This window comes from Streptomyces sp. P5F9 (assembly GCF_057961495.1).
In genome coordinates, this window is record NZ_JBXVPZ010000226.1 from 1 (window position 1) to 15,424 (window position 15,424).

Annotated in this window: 15 protein-coding genes; 8 read left to right on the plus strand and 7 right to left on the minus strand. The window is 72.6% G+C overall.

Annotated features, from left to right (window positions below; translation table 11 throughout):
* Positions 1-92: 92 nt before the first annotated feature.
* Both AC31A1_RS30060 and AC31A1_RS30065 read left to right on the plus strand, forming a co-directional pair.
* Positions 93-1,268: an acyl-CoA dehydrogenase family protein gene (locus AC31A1_RS30060; protein ID WP_489656342.1), complete on the plus strand. Its 1,176-nt coding sequence runs from the start codon at positions 93-95 to the stop codon at positions 1,266-1,268.
* A 269-nt stretch (positions 1,269-1,537) separates the two neighbouring features.
* Positions 1,538-2,053 (plus strand): flavin reductase family protein, encoded by a 516-nt coding sequence (locus AC31A1_RS30065; protein ID WP_489656343.1) that lies wholly within the window; start codon positions 1,538-1,540, stop codon positions 2,051-2,053.
* Between the two features lie 81 nt (positions 2,054-2,134).
* Here AC31A1_RS30065 and AC31A1_RS30070 read toward each other — a convergent pair whose 3' ends face one another.
* The 4 genes from AC31A1_RS30070 to lipB form a co-directional block, all read right to left on the minus strand.
* Entirely contained in the window at positions 2,135-2,839 is a 705-nt protein-coding gene (locus AC31A1_RS30070) for a DUF4191 domain-containing protein (RefSeq protein ID WP_033284191.1), read from the minus strand.
* 60 nt (positions 2,840-2,899) lie between these two features.
* A complete protein-coding gene (locus AC31A1_RS30075) occupies positions 2,900-3,100 on the minus strand; it encodes an SCO2195 family GlnR-regulated protein (RefSeq protein WP_489656344.1) in 201 nt (66 codons plus the stop codon).
* A 253-nt stretch (positions 3,101-3,353) separates the two neighbouring features.
* Complete coding sequence (gene lipA / locus AC31A1_RS30080; protein WP_489656345.1) at positions 3,354-4,319, minus strand: lipoyl synthase; 966 nt, start codon at positions 4,317-4,319, stop codon at positions 3,354-3,356.
* Between the two features lie 105 nt (positions 4,320-4,424).
* On the minus strand, positions 4,425-5,222 hold the full coding sequence (gene lipB / locus AC31A1_RS30085; RefSeq protein WP_489656346.1) for a lipoyl(octanoyl) transferase LipB: 798 nt from the start codon (positions 5,220-5,222) through the stop codon (positions 4,425-4,427).
* Positions 5,223-5,506: 284 nt separating this feature from the next.
* Between lipB and AC31A1_RS30090 the strand changes: the two genes are divergently transcribed.
* The 4 genes from AC31A1_RS30090 (at position 5,507) to AC31A1_RS30105 (ending at position 10,868) form a co-directional block, all read left to right on the plus strand.
* On the plus strand, positions 5,507-6,946 hold the full coding sequence (locus AC31A1_RS30090; protein ID WP_366491316.1) for an NsdA family TPR-like regulatory protein: 1,440 nt from the start codon (positions 5,507-5,509) through the stop codon (positions 6,944-6,946).
* 216 nt (positions 6,947-7,162) lie between these two features.
* Positions 7,163-7,720 carry a (2Fe-2S)-binding protein gene (locus AC31A1_RS30095; protein WP_489656347.1) on the plus strand — a complete coding sequence of 186 codons (558 nt, stop codon included), beginning with the start codon at positions 7,163-7,165 and terminating at the stop codon, positions 7,718-7,720.
* Positions 7,717-8,712: an FAD binding domain-containing protein gene (locus AC31A1_RS30100; protein ID WP_489656348.1), complete on the plus strand. Its 996-nt coding sequence runs from the start codon at positions 7,717-7,719 to the stop codon at positions 8,710-8,712. Before AC31A1_RS30095 ends, AC31A1_RS30100 begins: the two co-directional genes overlap by 4 nt.
* Positions 8,713-8,747: 35 nt before the next feature.
* A complete protein-coding gene (locus AC31A1_RS30105; protein ID WP_489656349.1) occupies positions 8,748-10,868 on the plus strand; it encodes a xanthine dehydrogenase family protein molybdopterin-binding subunit in 2,121 nt (706 codons plus the stop codon).
* Positions 10,869-10,972: 104 nt separating this feature from the next.
* On the opposite strand, the gene AC31A1_RS30110 is transcribed toward AC31A1_RS30105, so the two are convergent.
* Both AC31A1_RS30110 and AC31A1_RS30115 read right to left on the minus strand, forming a co-directional pair.
* Positions 10,973-11,626: a UdgX family uracil-DNA binding protein gene (locus tag AC31A1_RS30110; protein WP_489656350.1), complete on the minus strand. Its 654-nt coding sequence runs from the start codon at positions 11,624-11,626 to the stop codon at positions 10,973-10,975.
* Positions 11,627-11,741: 115 nt separating this feature from the next.
* Positions 11,742-12,314, minus strand: coding sequence for a hemerythrin domain-containing protein (locus AC31A1_RS30115; protein ID WP_489656351.1), 573 nt, complete (start codon positions 12,312-12,314; stop codon positions 11,742-11,744).
* Between the two features lie 192 nt (positions 12,315-12,506).
* On the opposite strand from AC31A1_RS30115, the gene AC31A1_RS30120 reads away from it, so the two are divergent.
* Positions 12,507-12,656: a DUF1360 domain-containing protein gene (locus AC31A1_RS30120; RefSeq protein ID WP_489656352.1), complete on the plus strand. Its 150-nt coding sequence runs from the start codon at positions 12,507-12,509 to the stop codon at positions 12,654-12,656.
* Positions 12,657-12,725: 69 nt separating this feature from the next.
* Positions 12,726-13,850 carry a carboxylate-amine ligase gene (locus tag AC31A1_RS30125; protein ID WP_489656353.1) on the plus strand — a complete coding sequence of 375 codons (1,125 nt, stop codon included), beginning with the start codon at positions 12,726-12,728 and terminating at the stop codon, positions 13,848-13,850.
* A 61-nt stretch (positions 13,851-13,911) separates the two neighbouring features.
* Here the strand turns inward: AC31A1_RS30125 and AC31A1_RS30130 are convergent, their stop codons facing one another.
* Positions 13,912-15,285: an FAD-dependent oxidoreductase gene (locus AC31A1_RS30130; protein ID WP_489656354.1), complete on the minus strand. Its 1,374-nt coding sequence runs from the start codon at positions 15,283-15,285 to the stop codon at positions 13,912-13,914.
* Positions 15,286-15,424: the final 139 nt, after the last annotated feature.

The following is a 15,424-nucleotide window of genomic DNA, read 5'->3' on the forward strand; positions in this document are numbered from 1 at the left end:
GGGCTGGTACGGCCCGGGGTCCGGGAACGGGCGGGCCTGGGCCGTGACACTGGCACCGTTCCCGACGGAAGTGGTGGGCAGTGGTGGGCAGGATGCCAGAAGGCGACAAGTCGACGATCGTGACCCGGGCGCCGATGGTCGCCGAGATCGCGGCCCGGTGTGCGGAGGAGGCGGAGACCGCCCGGCGGCTCTCGCCGCAGGTGATCGAGGCGCTACGGGACGCGGGGTTCGCCCGCCACTTCGTACCGCCGGCCCATGGCGGCGCAGCCGGCGGTTTCACCGAACTGACCTCCGCGGTCGGCCTGGTGGGGGAGGGCTGCACATCGGCCGCCTGGGCCGCCTCGCTGACCGCCTACGCCGGGCGGAACGCGGCGTTCCTGCCGGAGGAGGGACAGGCGGAGATCTGGGCGGACGGACCGGACGTACTGCTGGCCAGCGCCCTCGTGCCGTCCGGCAGGGCCGAGCCGGTGGCCGACGGTTGGCGGCTGAGCGGTGAGTGGAAGTACACCAGCGGGGTGCACTTCGCCGACTGGGTGCTCGCCTGCGCGCCCGTCCCCACCGAGGGACCGGTGGTTCCCGGGGCGCGGCCCCAGGTGCGGTTCTTCGCGGTGCCGCGGGCCGACTTCTCGATCGCGGACAGCTGGTTCACCGTGGGGATGCGCGGGACCGGCAGCGACACCATGCTCCTGACCGACGTCTTCGTGCCCGAGCACCGGACTCTGACACGGTCGTCGGCCCATGCCGGCTGGGCGCCCGCTTCGAACACGCACTGCCACATCGTCCCGATGCACGCCGTGAACGCCCTGCCCTTCGCCGGCCCACTGGTCGGCGCGGCTCGGGGTGCCCTGCGGGCCTGGATCGCGCGGACCGGTGCGCGCGTCGACCGCCGCGGGCAGGCCGTGGCCGAGAAGCCCTCGACCCAGGTCGCGCTGGCCCGCTCGGCCGCCGAGGTGGACGCCGCCGAACTCCTGATCCTGCGTACGGCGGCGATCGCCGACGGCACGCAGGAATGCCCACCGGGCGGTGAGGTCGCGGTCCGGGGCGCCCGGGACCTGGCACTGGCGGTGGAACTCCTGGTCTCGGCGGTGGACCGCGTCTTCCGCGCCGGCGGCACATCCGGCCAGTCCTCGTCCGACCCGGTGCAGCGTTTCTGGCGCGACGTGAACAGCGCGGCCTCGCACGTCGCCCTCTCCTTCGAGACGGCCGGCGCGGCTTACGGTGCGTGGGTGTTGTCGGGGGAGGAGCGGGGGGCGGGAGCGGTGCGCTGACCGGGGCCCGGCCGCCGCGCGCTGACCCGCCGGCTCCGGCTCCGGCTGCCGTGTGCCGGGCGGGTTCCGCCTGCTGTGCGCAAGGTGGGCCCCAGTCACCGGTCGCCCGATCGAGCATCGCCCCGGTTGCCGGTCCCCGGCGCTGCCCGCATAGTCGATCTGGACCCGGGTGGCGGTCCCGATCACTGTCGGTGAGCCGCGTCCGTGGCTGCCCCGAGGCTGCTGAACCCGCGGTGGCCTCCGTGAGGCCCGACAGGTGGTGCACCGTCATGCCGGAGCGTCAGGAAGTAGAAGTACTGGAGACAGCACGCGCGACCGTGGCGCCCGAGGAGTTCCGGGCGGCGATGGCCCGGTTCCCGTCGGGTGTCGTGGTCGTGACCACGTGCTGCGAGGACGGGACCCCGCGCGGTTTCACGGCCAGTTCCTTCTGCTCGGTCTCGCTGGAGCCGCCGATGGTTCTGGTCTGTCTGGCGAACTCCGCCGACTCGGCGCCGTCGTTCGGGCACTGCGACCGCTTCGCCGTGAGCGTGCTGGCCCCGGCTCACCGCCCGCTCGCCGTGCGCTTCGCGACCAAGGGCAGCGACAAGTTCGCCTCCGGCGGCCTGCGCACCAGCCCCGACGGCCTGCCCACCGTCGACCGCGCCCTGTCCGAGCTGGACTGCACCGCACACGCACGTCACCCGGCCGGGGACCATACGGTCCTGATCGGCCGGGTGACGGGAGTGCGACTGGGGGAGGGGTCCCCGATGGTGTATTACGACCGGGGGTTCAGGACCTTGGCCTGACCGTGGCCGGCCTACGACGTTGGGGGCGCCCGGATCAGATCCGGGCGCCCCCAACGTCGTAGGAGTCGAAATGCGGGGGTGTCAGCGGGCCTTGCCGCCGCCCTTGGGGAGCTTCATGCCCTTCGGCATCGGGCCCTTGGGCAACGGCATGTTGCTCATCAGGTCGCCCATCGCGCGCAGGCGGTCGTTGGTCGCCGTCACCTGCGGGCCGGTCAGGACCCGCGGCAGCTTCAGCATCGTCGTGCGGACCTTCTTCAGGGGGATCTGGCCCTCGCCCGTGCCGACCATCACGTCGTGCACCGGGACGTCCGCGACGATGCGGTTCATCTTCTTCTTCTCGGCGGCCAGCAGGGACTTCACCCGGTTCGGGTTGCCCTCGGCCACCAGCACGATGCCGGCCTTGCCGACCGCGCGGTGCACCACGTCCTGGCTGCGGTTCATCGCCACCGCCGGAGTCGTCGTCCAGCCCCGGCCGATGTTGTCCAGTACCGCCGCGGCCGCGCCCGGCTGGCCCTCCATCTGCCCGAAGGCCGCCCGCTCGGCCCGGCGTCCGAAGACGATCGCCGACGCGAGGAAGGCGAGCAGGAGGCCGAGAATGCCAAGGTAGATGGGGTGCCCGAGCAAGAAGCCGATCGCGAGGAAGACACCGAAGGTGACGATTCCGACAGCCGCGAGTACAAGACCGATCGTTTTGTCGGCCTTGCGGGTCATCTTGTAGGTCAGAGCGATCTGCTTGAGTCGCCCGGGGTTCGCAGCGTTTTCCGCTGTCGTGTCCTTCCTCGCCATGCGGGGAAGTCTACGTGCCCGCGGGAGCGCCGACGACGGCGGTGCCCGCAGCGTGGGGATTCAGGAGCGCGCGGTGAGGGACTGCTCCAGGACCAGCTGGGTCTCGGCCCGGTCCTTGGCGCGGCGGCGGTCCTCCAGGACGGAGGTCCACGCGTTGCGGCGAGCGGTGCGCTGGCCGCTGCTCAGCAGCAGCGACTCGACCGCGCGCAGGGCGTCGGTGACGGACGGGATGGCGGTGGCACGGACGGGCGCGGCCTGCATCGTGGAGGTCCCCCCTCGGAACGGCTCTGGGTATAGGTCTACGTGCTGTGAATGCAGTGTCACTGTTTGGTGTTACCAGGGCGTGACCGACCGGTCAAACGCCAATGAAGCCTTGATGCGCTGGGCCGAAACGCTGACGCGGCCCTGATGAACGCCCTCAACTGGGAGGACGGTCAGGACCGCGTCTACGAAGGGTGTTACCGGCCGGTAGTCACTTGTGCGCGAATTCACACAGGGTGGGGGCAGGTCAGGGTCACACCGCCTGCGAGGCCACGTACGCGCCTCGCTTCTCTACCGCCATCTGGTACAGGCGCCCGGCGCGGTACGACGAGCGCACCAGCGGGCCGGACATGACGCCGGAGAAGCCGATCTGGTCGGCCTCCTCCTTCAGCTCCACGAACTCGTGCGGCTTCACCCAGCGCTCCACGGGGTGGTGCCGTACGGAAGGCCGCAGGTACTGCGTGATGGTGACCAACTCGCAGCCCGCCTCGTGCAGTTGGCGCAGCGCCTCGCTGACCTCCTCGCGGGTCTCGCCCATGCCGAGGATCAGGTTCGACTTCGTGACCAGACCGTAGTCGCGGGCCTCGGTGATGACCTTGAGCGAACGGTCGTAGCGGAAGCCCGGGCGGATGCGCTTGAAGATGCGGGGGACCGTCTCGACGTTGTGCGCGAAGACCTCGGGGCGCGAGGAGAAGACCTCGGCGAGCTGCTCCGGGACCGCGTTGAAGTCGGGGGCGAGGAGCTCGACCTTGGTGCGGCCGGCCTCGCGGGACTCCGTCTGCTGGTGGATCTGGCGGACCGTCTCGGCGTACAGCCAGGCGCCGCCGTCCTCCAGGTCGTCGCGGGCGACGCCGGTGATCGTGGCGTAGTTCAGGTCCATGGTGACGACGGACTCGCCGACCCGGCGCGGTTCGTCGCGGTCCAGGGCCTCGGGCTTGCCGGTGTCGATCTGGCAGAAGTCGCAGCGCCGCGTGCACTGGTCGCCGCCGATGAGGAAGGTCGCCTCGCGGTCCTCCCAGCACTCGTAGATGTTGGGGCAGCCGGCTTCCTGGCAGACCGTGTGCAGACCCTCGCTCTTCACGAGTGCCTGCATCTTCGTGTATTCGGGACCCATTTTCGCCCGGGTCTTGATCCACTCGGGCTTGCGCTCGATGGGGGTCTGGGCGTTCCGGACCTCCAGGCGCAGCATCTTGCGTCCGTCTGGGGTGACTGCGGACACATCGGCTCCCTGTAGCTTCGATTCTTCGGCGTACACCAGGGTACGCCCGTGATTTCAGGCCCCCGCCTTGAGGCCAACCGCAGAGCGGAAAGTCGCATTCCCGGGTCAGGCGGTCGCTTTCTCGATCTCCCGGGGCTTGAGATCCGCGTGCTCCAGTACGTCCTTCAGGTGCCGCTCGACCACCGGCAGCACCTCGGCGATCGTCACGTCCCGGCCCAGCTCGGCGGCCAGGGAGGCCACCCCCGCGTCGCGGATGCCGCACGGGATGATGCGGTCGAACCAGCGGTTGTCCGGGTTCACGTTCAGGGCGAAGCCGTGCATCGTGACGCCCTTGGCGACGCGGATGCCGATCGCGGCGATCTTGCGGTCCTCACGGCGCTGGCCGGCGTTCGAGGGGGCGTACTCCGGGCCGTTCATCCGGGGGTCGAACTCCTCGTCGTGCAGACGGGGGTCGAAGTCGAGGGACAGGCCGCCGATCGACGGGCGCTGCTCGACCGGGTCGCCCAGGACCCAGACCCCGCTGCGGCCCTCGACCCGGCTGGTCTCCACGCCGAACTCCGCGCAGACCCGGATCAGCGCCTCCTCCAGGCGGCGTACGTGCGCGACGACGTCCACCGGGCGGGGCAGTTTCTGGATCGGGTAGCCGACGAGCTGGCCCGGGCCGTGCCAGGTGATCTTGCCGCCGCGGTCGACGTCGATGACCGGGGTGCCGTCGAGCGGGCGCTCGTTGTCCTGCGTGCGGCGGCCCGCCGTGTAGACCGGCGGGTGCTCCAGCAGCAGCACGGTGTCGGGGACCTCGTCCGCGAAGCGGGCCGCGTGCACCCGGCGCTGCTCGTCCCACGCCTCCTGGTACTCGACGGCGTCCGCGCCGAAGCCCATCCGGACGAACCGCAACTCACCCACGGCAAGCGCCTCCTCAGCAGCACCTATGAGTCGTAAGGCACGAAACATGCCTACGCCACTGTACGACCGACCGCTGACAGCACTCCGGGCGGCCGGGGCCGTCAGCCCTACGACCAATCCTCACACGATCGGATGAATGCACGTCGGAATGTGCGACGGGATACTTACGCTCCGCTACATTCGCGCCGTTCACGAGGCCAAAAGGGCTGCTCACAGGCAATCCGGGCAGGCAGTGGCCGCATCGGCCTCTGCTGGGGCCCGAAAGGCAGGAGACCGCACCGCAGATGACGGAACGACCCGCGCAGCGCACTCCCAACCGTCAGCTCGCCGCGCTCATCGCAGAAGCGGGGTTCTCCAACGCAGGTCTCGCCCGTCGCGTGGACCAGCTCGGTCTGGAGCACGGACTCGATCTCAGATACGACAAGACATCCGTCACCCGGTGGCTGCGCGGACAGCAGCCCAGAGGCACCACGCCCGCCCTCATCGCCGAGGTCTTCACCCGCCGGCTCGGCCGCCGGCTCACCGCCCAGGACCTCGGGCTCGACGCCTGCGCGCCGGTGTACGCCGGGCTCGAATTCGCCGCGACCCCCGAGGAGGCCGTCGACATCGTCAGCGGGCTGTGGCGCAAGGACTCCGGCAGCCACGCCGAGCTCCGCAAGATCGCCTTCACCCCGGCCGGGCTCGTGGTGCCCAGCCGGGACTGGCTCATCGGCCGCGCCGACGACCGGGTCGGCCGCGCCGAACCCGCCAACCGCGTGCCCCCGCAGGGCCGCCCCGCGGTACCCCGCCAGCGCGGCCAGGCCGCCGAGCGCGGGCCCGGCCAGAAGGTCACCGGCGGCGACATCTCCGCCCTCCGCTCGGTCGGCGAACTCTTCCGCACCCTCGACAACGCCTACGGCGGCGGCCACGCCCGGCAGGCCCTCGTGCGCTACCTGGAGCACGAGACCGAGCCGATGCTGCGCGGCACCTACGGCGAGCAGACCGGGCGGCGCCTGTTCGCCGCGGCGGCCGACCTCACCCGGCTCGCGGGCTGGACCTCGTACGACATCGCCGCGCACGGGCTCGCCCAGCGGTACTTCGTGCAGGCGCTCCGGCTCTCGCAGGCCGCCGGGGACCGGGCCTACGGCTCGTACGTGCTCATGACCATGAGCCGGCAGGCCGTCTACCTCGGGCACGGGCGGGAGGCCGTGCAGCTCGCGCGGGTGGCGCAGCAGGGGGTCGGGACCAGCGCGCCCCCTGTCGTGCAGGCGCTGCTGCACTCCGTCGAGGCGCGGGCGCACGGGGTGCTCGGGGAGGTGCGGGCGTGCACCTCGGCGCTCGTGCGGGCCGAACGCGCCCTCGAAACCGCGCGTGCCGGGGACGAAGTGCCGTACTGGGCGCGGTTCTTCGACGAGGCGCAGCTCGCCGACGAGTTCGGGCATGCGCATCGGGACCTTCAGCAGTTCCGTGCGGCCGCCCAACACGCGGAACGTTCCCTGCAGTTGCGGGCGCCCGCGTTCGCCCGAAGCCGGCTGTTCTGCCGGGTCGTTCTCGCCTCCGCCCGGCTCGGGCTCGGTGAGCTCGATCAGGCCTGTGCGTTGGGGGCGGAGGCGGCCGGGCAGGCCGTGGAGATGCGGTCGGTGCGGGCGGTCGAGTATGTGCGGGACTTCGAGCGGCGGCTTGAGCCGTACAAGGACGCGGCGCCGGTGCGGGGGTATCGCGACAAGGTCGCCGCGTTCGGGTAGCCCTTCGCCGCGGTGGTCGCGGTTCGTGGGGCCTGCGCGGCCTCGTTGTGGCTGGCCGCGCAGTTCCCCGCGCCCCTGAAAGAAGTCGGAGTCGCGCGGTTCCCCGGGCCCCCGAAAGAACGCGGCAGCGCAAGCCGGCGTACCCGTGGCGTGTGGACGAGGCCTGCCTGGATACCCGTCCGGCATCCGACGGCCTGTACGCACGGGAGGCCTTCCGTGGAATCCGACATCGCACACGCCACCGGCTCACCCGACCGGCACCACTCGGAGATCACTCTGCGGGTGAACGGCAAACCGCACACGCTCACCGTCGACCACCGGTCGGTGCTCCTGGACGTACTGCGCGAGGACCTCTCGCTGACCGGAGCCAAGAAGGGCTGTGACCACGGTCAGTGCGGTGCCTGCACGGTTCTGGTCGACGGCCGCCGGGCCAACGCCTGTCTGCTGCCCGCCGTCGCGCTCGACGGCGGCGACATCACGAGCGTCGAGGGACTCGGCGCGGACGGTGAGGAACTCCATCCGCTCCAGCGTGCCTTCCTGGACCGCGACGCCTTTCAGTGCGGCTACTGCACCCCGGGGCAGATCTGCAGCGCCATCGGCGCCCTCGCCGAGGCCGCCGCCGGCCATCCCTCCCACGTCACCGACCCCGGCGCCCCCTCGGGGCCGCCCGTCGCGCTGGACCGGGCGGAGATCCGTGAGCGGCTCAGCGGCAACCTCTGCCGTTGCGGCGCCTACCCGAACATCGTGGCAGCCGTCGAGGACGTGATCCCATGAAGCCTTTCGGTTATGTACGCGCGGGCAGCGTCGAGGAGGCGGCCGACGCGTACGCCTCGCATCCCGGCGCCCGGTATCTCGGCGGCGGCACGAACCTGGTCGACCTGATGAAGCTCGGCGTGGAGCAGCCGGCCACGCTCGTCGACGTCAGCCGGCTGCCCCTGGACGCGGTGGAAGAACTGCCCGACGGCGCGCTGCGGATCGGGGGCACCGTCCGCAACAGCGACCTCGCGGCCCATCCGTTGGTCCGCGACCGCTACCCGGTGCTCTCGCAGGCGCTCCTCGCCGGAGCCTCCGGGCAGCTGCGCAACATCGCCACCACCGCCGGCAACCTGCTCCAGCGAACCCGCTGCCCCTACTTCCAGGACACCGGCAAGCCGTGCAACAAGCGTGAGCCGGGCAGCGGCTGCGGTGCCCGGGACGGCGTCCACCGCGACCATGCTGTCCTCGGGCATTCCCCGCACTGCATCGCCACCCATCCGTCCGACATGGCCGTCGCGCTGGCCGCCCTCGACGCGCACGTCGAGCTGTACGGAGCCGACGGCGAACGTTCGGTACCCGCCGCCGAGTTCCACCGGCTGCCCGGTGACCACCCGGAGCGCGACACCGAGATCCGCCCCGGCGAACTCATCACCGCCGTAGTGCTGCCGGCCGCGGCGGCCGGGTTGCCGTCCCTCTACCGCAAGGCCCGCGACCGTGCCTCGTACGCCTTCGCCCTCGCCTCCGTCGCGGCGGTCCTGCGGGTGGACGGCGGTGTCGTACGGCACGTCGGTGTCGCCTTCGGGGCGCTCGCCCACCGGCCCTGGCGCGCCCGGCGCACGGAGGAGGCGCTGCTGGGTGCCGCGCCCACCGCCGCCGCCTTCGAGCGGGCCGTGGACCTGGAACTCGCCGCCGCCCAGCCCCTGTCCGACAACGCCTACAAGGTGCGCCTGGCCCGCGGCCTCGCCCTCGACGTGCTGAGCCGGCTGGCGCCGCCGACGACCAGCACCTGACAGGGCTTCCGCCCCGGCACCACGAGGAGGACTCCATGGCCGACACGCACACCGCACTGGGCGCGCCCGCCGAGCGCAGGGAAGGCCGCGAGAAGGTCACGGGCACGGCCCGCTACGCCGCCGAACACCATGTCCCCGGACGCGTTCACGCCTGGCCGGTCACCGCCTCGATCGCCTGCGGTTCGGTCCGCGCGATCGACGCCACCGACGCGCTGCGACTGCCCGGGGTCCTCGCCGTGCTCACCCACGAGAACGCTCCCCGGCTCGCCGACGCCGACGATCCCACGCTCGCCGTCCTACAGAACTCCCGTGTGCCGCACCGGGGTTGGCCGGTCGCCCTGGTCGTCGCCGAGACGCTGGAAGCGGCCCGGGCCGGCGCCGGCGCCGTAGGCGTCGGGTACGACGCGCAGGACCATGACGTGACGCTCACGGACAGCCACCCGGGGGCGTACGTCCCCGAGAAGGCCAACGGCGGATATCCCGGGCACCGGGACCGGGGCGACCCCGAGGACGCGTTCGCGTCGGCCGCGGTCCGCGTCGACGCCGCCTACCGTGTGCCGCCCCTGCACAACCACCCCATGGAGCCGCACGCGGCCACCGCCCAGTGGGACGGCAACCGGCTCGTCGTGTATGACTCCAGCCAGGGAACCACGGCCGTACGAGCCGCGCTGGCCGCGCTGTTCGAGCTTCCCGAGGAGCAGGTCACCGTCGTGTCCGAACACGTCGGCGGCGGCTTCGGGTCCAAGGGGACGGCCCGCCCGCACGTGGTGCTCGCCGCGATGGCGGCCCGGCGGACGGGACGCCCCGTCACCGTGGCCCTTCCCCGCCGCTCCCTGCCGGCCCTCGTCGGGCACCGCGCGCCCACCCTGCACCGGGTCCGCCTCGGCGCCGACGAGCAGGGCTCCCTCAGCGCCCTCCTGCACGAGGTCACCACGCACACGTCCCGTCTCAAGGAGTTCGTCGAGCAGGCCGCCGTGCCCGCCCGCGTCATGTACGCCTCACCCCACAGCCGTACGACCCACCGTGTCGTACCGCTGGATGTGCCGAGCCCGTCCTGGATGCGCGCGCCCGGCGAGGCACCCGGCATGTTCGCCCTGGAGTCGGCCATGGACGAACTCGCGGTCGCGCTCGGCATGGACCCCGTCGAGCTGCGCGTCGCCAACGAGCCCGGCACCGAACCGGACAGCGGCAAACCCTTCAGCAGCCGGCACCTGGTCGAGTGTCTGCGCGAGGGCGCCCGCCGCTTCGGCTGGGCGCACCGTGACCCGCGCCCGGGTCCGCGTTCCGCCGGCCCCTTGCTCGTGGGGCAAGGGGTGGCCGCCGCCGTGTACCCCGTGCTGATCCAGCCCTCCACCGCCACCGCGCAGGCGCTGCCGGACGGGAGCTTCACGGTACGGGTCAACGCGACCGACATCGGCACCGGTGCCCGTACCGTCCTCGCCCAGGTCGCCGCCGACGCCCTCGGCGTCCCGCTGGACCGGGTCCGTACCGAGATCGGCAACAGTGACCTGCCGTCCGCCTCCCTGGCCGGAGGTTCCTCCGGCACCGCCTCCTGGGGCTGGGCGGTGCACGAGGCCTGCACGCGGCTGCGCGCCGGCCTCGCGGAGCACACGGGGCCGCCGCCGCCCGGGCCGGGGCTCATCGCGAGCGCCGACACGGCAGGGAGCGCGGACGCCGACAGCGACTACGCGCGGCACGCCTTCGGCGCCCACTTCGCCGAGGTCGCCGTCGACACGGTCACCGGCGAGATCCGCGTCCGCCGCCTGCTGGGGGTGTACGCGGCCGGGCACATCCTCAACGCCCGTACCGCACGCTCCCAGTTCATCGGCGGAATGACGATGGGCCTGGGCATGGCCCTCACCGAGGGCAGCACCATGGACGCCGCGTTCGGCGACTTCACCGAGGCGGACCTGGCCGCCTACCACGTCCCCGTGCACGCCGACGTACCCGCCGTCGAGGCGCACTGGATCGACGAGGACGACCTCCACCTCAACCCGATGGGCAGCAAGGGCATCGGCGAGATCGGGATCGTCGGAACGGCGGCGGCCATCGGCAACGCGGTCCACCACGCCACCGGCGTCCGCTACCGCGAACTGCCCCTCACACCGGACCGCGTGCTAGCGGGCCTGCCGTCTTTCATGGGCATGGGGCCGTGAACGCGGAGGGATGCTCGCGGACGACGTCCCGCGCCGCCTTGTCATCCTTGTCGTCGCGCATTCGGGGTGCGCGGGACCGGGCGGCGGGGCCTCGCTAGGGGGCCTTATGCGGCGAGGGCATCCGCAGCAACGCGCAAGTCCGCGACCAGACCGGCGTACGCCGCCTCTCGATCGGTGGCCCGCAGGACGGCGGACGGGTGGACGGTCGCCACGACGCCACCGGCGGCAGGTGCCGCGTCGCCTTCCACGTCGGGCAGCGACAGCACCGCGCCGCGGTCCCTGGTCACCCGGAAGGACGGGCCGAGGAGCGCGCGGCCCGCCGTGGCGCCCAGCGCCACCACCAAGTCGGGGTGGACGAGCCGTAGTTCGGCGGCCAGCCAGGGGCGGCAGGCCGCTGCCTCGCGCAGGCTCGGTGGCTTGTGGATGCGACGCTTGCCTCGTTCGGCGGGGGTGAATTTGAAGTGCTTGACCGCATTGGTGACGTACGTCTTCTCGTCCCCGAGTCCCGCCTCGGCCAGCGCCTTGTGCAGCAGATGGCCGGCCGGGCCGACGAAGGGCCGGCCGGCCCGGTCTTCTTGATCGCCGGGCTGCTCGCCGACCAGCATCAGGCGCGCGGTGGCCGCGCCGGCGCCGAAGACGGTCTGCGTCGCGTCGCGGTACAGCGGGCAGCCATGGCATGCGGCGGCGGCCCGCCGGTGCGCGGGCAGACCGCCCCGGGGCGGTAGATACGGGGTCGCGTCGTAGTCGTCCGGTGCCACGGTCCACCTCCTGCTGTTCGGGTGTCGAGAGTCACCCCCCGCAGGTGGTACGCGGTCGTCCGCAGGGAAGTCCGCGGGCGGGATTCAGGCGCGCAGGGAAGTCCCCGGGCGGGGTTCAGGAGCGCATCGCGTCACGCGCCTTGTCCGTCATGGCGGCGAAGGGCCCGGTCAGAGCGAGCATGGCCGGCTTGCCCGCGGCGCCGGGGTGCGGGTGGGTCGGGGCGAGATGCTCCACCCTCGACAGACGCTGCCCCATGCCGCGCCTCTGTTCCAGGCTGCACTGGGCCACAAGCGCCGGGAACTCCTCGGCCTCCTCGTGGTCCGCGTGCTCACTGACGGCCTGCTCAAACTCGGCGACGAGGCGCTCGAAGTCCGGGCTGGACACGTCCATGCCCTCCAGTTGCTTGAGGACCTTGGCGGCCTCGGCCTCCTCGTGGTTACGGGCCTCGGCTTCCTCGTCGCCCGCCGTCTTCTTCGCCACCGGGCGGACGACCAGCTCCTCGGCGGCCTCGTGAACGGCCAGCAGCGCGCGCAAACCGTCGAACGCCGCCTTCCGGGTCTTGCCCTGGCTGTTCCTGACTTCCGTGAACAACTCCCTTGTCCTGGCGTGCTGTTCGAGGAGCAGGGCCACGATGTCCCCCTCCGGCAACTGTGCCGCGGCAGCCCGCTCGCCCTGAGCCGTCCCCATAGGAAACTCCTCACTCCAGTCCGACGCACCTGCCGACCCCGGACCGTCTACTCGGTGGCAACGACGGCAACGTTCGCAACGGTGCACTTTTCGTCCCCCCGGGTACCCCTGGGCGCTCGGACAAACGCCCTGGACCCGGAAGCCGTTGGGGCCCGCCTCGGCACCGACTGCCGCCCACCCTGCCCGTTCCGCATGTCCGCCTGGGTCGCCGGCGCCCTGTTCTGCGGATACGCCGCGGCACCCCGCGCCACCCGACTGGCAGCCGGTGCGCTGAGCGCCGTGACGATCGCGGACTGGCTCCCGTACGCGTGCAGCCTCACTCAGCAGCAGGCCGAGGGATGACCGCGTGGACGAGGACGCGGGCGGCTCCCCGGCATCTGTGGCCAGGCCGATCCGGGGTAGCCGGTGACCATGACGACAGGCGTGACGCTGGGGGTGGAGGAAGAGTTCTTGCTGCTCGACAGCCGGACCGCGCTGCCGGCGTCACGCGTCGGCCGGCTCCGGAGGGCGGCGCGGCGAGAGCCCGGACTCAAGCAGGAGGAAGTCGAGACCGAACTTCTGCAGGCCATGGTGGAGGTGGCGACCCCGGTCTGCTCCGACCTCGACGAGGTCGCCCTGCACCTCAGCCGGTTCCGGCGCTCGCTGAGCGCGACGGCACACCGTGTGGACTGCCGACTGGCCTCAACCGGCGGCGCACCCCTGATGGGGGAGACGAGAGTGCCGGTCACCGGTACGCCGCGCTACCGGGAGATGCGCGCGGCCGCGACGCAACTGGTGGACGAGCAGCTGATCTGCGGCACGCACGTGCACGTCGCCGTCCCGGACCGCCAGGCCGGCGCCGCCGCGCTCGGCCGGCTGCGCCCGTGGCTGCCGGTACTGGTGGCGCTGGGCGCCAACTCCCCGTTCTGGAACGGGCGCGACACCGGGTTCGCCAGCTGGCGCACAGTGGTTTTCGGTCGCTGGCCGGTCAGCGGCCCTCCCCCGTTCTTCTCCGGCGCCGCCCACTACGAACAGCAGGTGGCCGCTCTGCTGGATACCGGTGTGATAGCCGACCGGCACCAGCTCTACTGGCACGCCCGGCTGTCCGACGCGTATCCGACGCTGGAGGTCCGGGCGCCCGACGTCCAACTGGACGTCGAGAGCGCCGTCACCATCGCCGGGATCGCCCGCGGACTGGTGGTGACCGCTCTGCGCGAGGGCCGTCGGGGCGCCCGCCCCCTGAATCCGTCGCCGGGCATCCTTCAGGCAGCGGGCTGGCACGCCGCTCGTCGCGGACTGAGCGCCGACCTGGTCGACCCGCGCACGGACAGACCTTCGCCTGCCGCCGACGTGGTCGGCGCGCTGCTGGCCCACATCACGCCCGCCCTCAAGGAACTCGGTGACGTCGACCGGGTGACAGCCGGTGTGCGACGGCTTGTCGACGGGGGCACAGGGGCCACCAGGCAGCGGGCCGCGCTCTCCCGAGGCGGCACCAAGGGCCTGCTCGACCTGATAGCGCCCGAGCCCGCCGAACCGGACGGTACAGCGCGCCCTTGAAGGCCGTGGCCAGTGTGTCCGAAGGGTTCGGCGGAGACTGCCCTCAACTCCCCGACCCCGCTCAGGCGGCCTGTGTCGTCGGCAAGGGGTCTGCCCTGTGCATCGGGTTCGCCGCGCCCAGGTCCGTCAGGATCGCCGACGAAGCCCGGTGGCCGGAGTGCAGGGCACCCTGGACCGTGCTCGTGTCCCGGTGGTCGCCGCACACGTACAGGCCGGCCAACAGGCGTACGGGGCGCCGTAGATCGTGCGGCGGTCGCATGACGGGCACGGCCGTGGGGGTGTGGTGCACGGCGAGGGTTTCCCAACGGGTGGTCGAGGTGCCGTAGAGGCGGGACAGATGCATGCGTACGGCGGTCTCGACGTCCGGTGGGGGAGGGCCCAGGACCGTTGAGGAGACGAGTGCGCGGCCGGCCGGGGCCCGGCTCGGGTCGACCTCGCTGACGATCGACGTGTGGGCGACCGGGCCGCCGCGGTCGGAGTCCAGGAGGAGGGCGGCCCCGGTCGTGGGCGGGTCGTCGGTCGTGTGGTGGACCACCGTCACCGGGTGGAAGTCCGGTACGCGCAGGCCGGGCAGGAGTTCGGCCGCCGCGCGCGCGTCCGTCGCGACCAGGACCGCCCGGCAGCGGATCTCGCCGTGCTCGGCCGTGGTCACCGACGTCGTCGATACGGCCGTCACGCGCACGCCGGTGTGCACGGTGCCCGGCGGCAGTGCGGCGGCGAGCACCTCGGGCAGCATCTCCGCGCCGCCCTCCGGCACGCACAGCCGTCCACCCGCGAAGGCCCGCAGCGCGAGGTCGGCGCACCGGCTGGAGGTCGTCAACTCCGGGTCGCACAGCAGCGCGGCGAGGAGGGGGCGCAGGAACCCGTCAATGGTGCGGGCGGGCACTCCGCGGGCCGCGAGCGCCTGTCCGGCCGCCAACTCGGGCCGGGACAGGAGTCGTTCGACCGGCGTGCTCGCCAACCGGGTCAGCGCGGTGCTGAGGCGCGCCTGGTCGACGGGGCCGCCGAGGGGGGCGGTGGAGCGGGGCCTGGGCACGGTCGAGGAACCCGGGGCGACCGCGGCCCGGTCTTTGAGCGTGGGGCCGCCCCAGGAGGAGTCCGCCCGGTTCCGGGGCGTCAGCGCGCCCCAGGGTGAGCTTGCCCGCTCCTTGAGGGCCGCCCAGGACGCGCCGGTCAGCCCGCCCGGGGACGCGGACCGGTCCTTGGAGGCGGCGGCGCCCATGGAGGTTCCCGTGTGGTCCTCGGGCGCGGAGCCGCCGCCCGGGGTTCCTGCCCCGCTCGTGGGGACGGGCCCGTGCGCGGGGATGTCTGTCCGGTTCCGGGGTGTCGGTTCGGGTTCGGTGCCGGAGGTTCCCGTGCCGTCCTTGCGTGTCGCCTGGTTCCCGGCGGCGCCGGTCCGGTCCCTGGAAGTGAGCCCTTCCGCGGGGGCTCCCATTCGGTCGCGGGATGCCGCCCCGCCCTCGGAGACTCCCGCCGGGTCCCTGAGCGCCGCCCCGCTCCTGGCGGCGACCGCCCTGTCCCGGGCGGCGTTCGCGCCGCTCACGGGCGCCGCCAGGAGCGGGGCGGCGCTCAGG